Annotated in this window: 4 protein-coding genes; 1 reads left to right on the top strand and 3 read right to left on the bottom strand. The window is 39.4% G+C overall.

The genetic code is table 11. The features are described from left to right. Positions 1 to 249: 249 nt before the first annotated feature. From mobV to KNP93_RS15465, 3 genes are all read right to left on the bottom strand, one after another. On the bottom strand, positions 250 to 1656 hold the full coding sequence (gene mobV, locus KNP93_RS15475; RefSeq protein ID WP_214856020.1) for a MobV family relaxase: 1407 nt from the start codon (positions 1654 to 1656) through the stop codon (positions 250 to 252). A gap of 210 nt (positions 1657 to 1866) precedes the next feature. After that, complete coding sequence (locus tag KNP93_RS15470) at positions 1867 to 2709, bottom strand: S1 family peptidase (RefSeq protein ID WP_251138851.1); 843 nt, start codon at positions 2707 to 2709, stop codon at positions 1867 to 1869. A gap of 72 nt (positions 2710 to 2781) precedes the next feature. Then, the gene (locus tag KNP93_RS15465; RefSeq protein ID WP_214856018.1) at positions 2782 to 3816 is read right to left on the bottom strand and encodes a protein rep; all 1035 of its coding nucleotides are present in this window, start codon (positions 3814 to 3816) and stop codon (positions 2782 to 2784) included. Positions 3817 to 4154: 338 nt separating this feature from the next. Between KNP93_RS15465 and KNP93_RS15460 the strand changes: the two genes are divergently transcribed. Beyond that, positions 4155 to 4337, top strand: coding sequence for a hypothetical protein (locus KNP93_RS15460; protein ID WP_214856016.1), 183 nt, complete (start codon positions 4155 to 4157; stop codon positions 4335 to 4337). Positions 4338 to 4411: the final 74 nt, after the last annotated feature.

Raw genomic sequence — 4411 nt, 5'->3', positions numbered from 1 at the left:
ATGGTCCTCTCGTAAGAAATAAAGATCGACTCCCCAACCCCTCGATCCCGAGGGGCTCCCTCGCCGGTAGGCAGGTTCTCACGTGGGGAACGTGAGAACAGCAAAAAGGGTTCTTTTTTTTTGGGTGGTCAATTCTTATACTCAGAACGAAAACCCCTCTAGAACGCTCTGAGAGCGATTCTGAGGGGTTATTTTCGTTCTTCCGTTACATTGACACCCATATACGCTTAAAAACGCTTATACGGCCTTCTAGCGCTCCATTTCAGAGCCCTTCTCTCGTTGCAATCTTTCATTCCGTACTTGAATGGCTTTTTCTTTGCCTGAAGCCTCATATTCGTTGATTGGCTCCGCTTCTTTCTCCATCTTCAAAGAAAGACCGACTTGATGCTTTGCAAAGCCTATTATTTCGCTTGCCCGTTCTTTTCCTATCACCAAAACACCTTTATCCTTGAGATTTTCCAATACTCTTCGAACTTTCTCAACAAGTGCTGATAAAAATTGATTTTGCTTCTGCAAATAACCGTTCTCGATCCGCAACTTAAACATATCACCCAGTTCCTTATCTTTTTCCCTGTTACTCTTCTCCAGCGTCCGGACTCGTTGCTCCGAGATCCGCAATGCCCGTTGCATCCGTTCCGCGACTTCTGCCCGTTTCTTCAGTTCTTCAAAAGTCTCGTTCGACATCGACACTTTATTCAGCAAGTTCGGCTTCAAATCGAGATTAATCGACTCATTAAAATTCAACTCGTTGAGCGAATCGATTCGCTCGTTGAGTTGTTTTTGATGCTCTTCGAGGTCTTTTTTTGTCGCAGTAAGTAAGCCGTTCATGTCTTGCGTATCCATGATAAGCCGTTCTTGTTTTTCACTCGTATCTTTCTCGAATTTCGTCATTACTTTTTCAATCGTCTCGATTTCTTTGATTGCTTCTTGTTCTACTTTTTCGACCCGTTCTCTACTTTCTTTTTTCAACCGTTGTTCGTTCACATCTATCCTTGCTTTTCGAGCGAAAATCTCACGATTTAAAGCAGCCCGTTCCTCTTCAAGGGCATTCACTTCTTTCTCTAAATCCAATTTTGCCTTGTACTCATGAATATCGAGTTTCTGTTTCGTTTTCTCGCCCGATCCACGCACTACATCGAATCCTTTTTCTCGTAGTCGTCGAGGAATATCGTCATGGATTTGATTCAAAGCCGCCTTATTCATTGTCGTCCTGGCTTGTAATCGTCCTGTTTCTTTGTCGATTGGCATGAAGTGAAGGTGCATATGAGGAGTCGTTTCATCAAGATGGACTTTGGCACTCAAGACATTCTCTTTTCCGAACCGATCAGCGAAATAATCATGGCAGGTTTTGAAGTAATCCTGCATCTGTTCGTTCGACATTTTCTTTGCTGCTGATTCCGGAATCGTGATGATGTTGGAGTAGCTAATGACCGAATTTTTTTGGACCCGTTTGTTTTCAGACTTGAGTTGATCGACACGTTCCTTCGCTCGTTGGTAGAGGTTTAATTCACTTACCACCAAATCATAATTGAGGTGGGTACGGTCAAGATCAATCATGTCGTTCTTGATTTGTCCTTCTCGTTCTTGTTCTCTTTCTTTGCCTTTGATGTCGGACATTTGGTTCTTTTGAGTGTTCCAAGCAAACTCGATCGACATGGGGTTTTCCTCCTTATAAAGACAAAGACCGAGAGAAGCGAGATGGGAATTTGTCGGCGTTGATTTGATAAGAGTATAGCCCGCTATACTCTTGCAAAGCAAGAGGCGGTCTCTACGAGGTGGAAAGAGCATGGCTGCGCCACTCAAGACCAATGCCGTTTCGTGTCCAAGACACGAAAAAAGGCGATGCTTTAGCATCGCCTTAAAAAATCAAATCAAATCTTCCAGTTCAGTTATTCTAGAAGATTTTATAATCAATCCTAAATTATTAGGAATTCGAGATATAGGTAAAGGGGCTTGTGAAGTAGGGATAGTAGCAATTACTAATTCTCCTTGGACAGTATGCTGAGGTCCAGCATACAACGTACCTAATAAATAAATACGTGTAATACCTATAGTGATATTACCATTCTTATCTCTGTAACCATTCTCATTTAATAAAAAAACAGGGGATCCACTAGAACCAGGGAAACATGCTGCATCTATCATAAACTCTTTTTTTCCGTCGTAATCAAGATAAGGATGAGTTGCCGCAACTCCTTTACGGAAAATTGGTTTATTGTTTCTTGTATCCCAAATTCCATTGGGATAGCCAACCATAATAATATCTTCCAAAGGAGACAATTCTTTTAATTGTTCATCTGAAGGTATTAAAGATTTATCCAAAGGAATAAAGAAAATTGGATTTCCTTGCATGAGAGAAAAATCCAAAAAAGGTTGTAAAAAAATAATACATAAATCAACGCTTGGATCGGGATGTCTTCTGATTAAATCTTGAAACGTATTACTAGAAGTAAGAATATCTTGAGTATTTAAAACTACATGTTCAGTATCTAAGGGGTTATTTTCTTCATCCATAAGAGTAAAAGTAAATTTTCCATGAATCGCTCCGTCAATAACATGCTTGTTAGTAACAATGACCGGAACTCTGTATCCATTAGTTGGATTTTCTTTAAGGGTAAAAAAATAACCGGTTCCTGTACTGATTCCACCATTAGCAGTAGAAGATTCAATTCTAACTGTAGAATACTGAAGTTGTTCTGCAATAGACATTTTCAAATGAATATTCCCCTTTCACATAAGAAAGACTTCCAACATCAATTTTTTTGATTCAAAATCAATCATTCATTCTATTTCAAATTCATCTGTTACATTAAAATTATACCTTTGTTTTTCCATTTTTGTTAATTCAACATATTCTAAGACAAATTCCGATTGATCAGCACGCCAATTCGCCATAATTTTATAAAAGTATTCGTTTTTATCCTTTTCCATGTACTTTTCCAACTCGTTGGCTTTGTATTTCAACATGTATTCTTTGAAAAAACCACTGTAAGCAATAACTTGCTTACCCTTCAAAGAATTGTAGAAGGTCTCGAATACTTCTGGACTGACGCCCATATCGTTGCTTTTAGCCGAGTACTTCGCGATCTCCGAAACCGCATTTCCAGTCTGTTTTTCCTTGATTCGTTCGATATGAACTTGCGTGATTGTATAGTCACCAGTGACCTTGCGCCACATTTCTAACCATTCATCACGTTTGATGTAATTCTTCGAATCATTGAAGTAACTTTTTTTTACGGCAAGGACAACATGAAAGTGTGGGTTGTATGTATCATAGGTGGGATTCTCGTCTCCAACTTTCAATCCTAATCGTTCATAATACGCCTGTTTTTTCTCGAATAATGGAGTCGTGATTAACGGATTCCCGTCATATGTCATCTCCAATTTTCGAGCATATCCTTGAATAACTCGATCTATTTTTCGTCTTTTAAACAACTTGTGAAATGCCTTGTTCATACTCTCAATCTCCGACTTCACTTCGTTCGCTTTCACATTCGGTGTCGTCAAAGTGAGGAACAAATATTTCACGTCATGTTCTTCATGCATGGCTTCCATCACGACAGACAATGCCATCGCATCTTTTCTAGCTTTGCGCCAAGCGCAAATCGGACAAAATCGGTTCTTACAGTGATTCCCTCCAACCATCTTCTTTTTCTCCTTATCCAATGTCGAAATATACAAGTTGAACGTCCCACACTCTTTGTACAGTTCCTGCATTTTTTCGGAAAGATGATCCTTAGCTAGTTCATACATACGTAGATTGTCGAGTTTTTTAGGTTTTATAAGTGCAATAGGGTCTTGTTTTTTCTTAGTCATTTTGTCTATAATCCATGTGTAGCATCAATTTATGGACAGTTTACGGACACCATAAAAGGGTAAAAAAAACAGCATAGATCAAAGATACTTGTCTCCTTTCTAGTTTAGGTTTTTGTGTGGTAACTTAAATGCTAAACGAGTATATTGGAAAACGCAAGTTTTTTTGGTCGAAAGCCGTTGGGGCGCAAGGGATTCACTCACTTGCTTGCCCCTTTTTTTGTGCGGAAATAGTTACCCTTATTATCAAGATAAGAAAAAACTCGAAAAACGAAACTAACATTTCTTAAAATACGTAGAAGTTTTGCAAGGAAAATATTCGAAGGAAGGAGGTCGACCAAATGGAAAAATTAGAAATTAGATTCGTTAACGGTGATGTAATCACGATCGAAGAAGGAACAAACTTAAACGAGGTTCGAAACACTATTCAGAACCACGAAGGAAAGTTCATCACACTCAATAACGGTGTCGGCGTAGAAAGAACTATTTGCATCGATAAAATCGTTCAAATGGTCCTCTCGTAAGAAATAAAGATCGACTCCCCAACCCCTCGATCCCGAGGGGCTCCCTCGCCGGTAGGCAGGTTCTCACGTGGGGA

Origin of the sequence: Exiguobacterium sp. s166 (assembly GCF_018618855.1) — a bacterium.
Taxonomy (GTDB): domain Bacteria; phylum Bacillota; class Bacilli; order Exiguobacteriales; family Exiguobacteriaceae; genus Exiguobacterium_A.
This window is presented reverse-complemented; position numbering and strand designations above follow the sequence as displayed.

Excerpts from the sequence above, each read along its gene's own strand:
- KNP93_RS15465 (WP_214856018.1), bottom strand. The coding sequence starts at position 3,816 with ATGACTAAGAAAAAACAAGACCCTATTGCACTTATAAAACCTAAAAAA.
- KNP93_RS15470 (WP_251138851.1), bottom strand. The coding sequence starts at position 2,709 with ATGTCTATTGCAGAACAACTTCAGTATTCTACAGTTAGAATTGAATCT.
- mobV (WP_214856020.1), bottom strand. The coding sequence starts at position 1,656 with ATGTCGATCGAGTTTGCTTGGAACACTCAAAAGAACCAAATGTCCGAC.
- KNP93_RS15460 (WP_214856016.1), top strand. The coding sequence starts at position 4,155 with ATGGAAAAATTAGAAATTAGATTCGTTAACGGTGATGTAATCACGATC.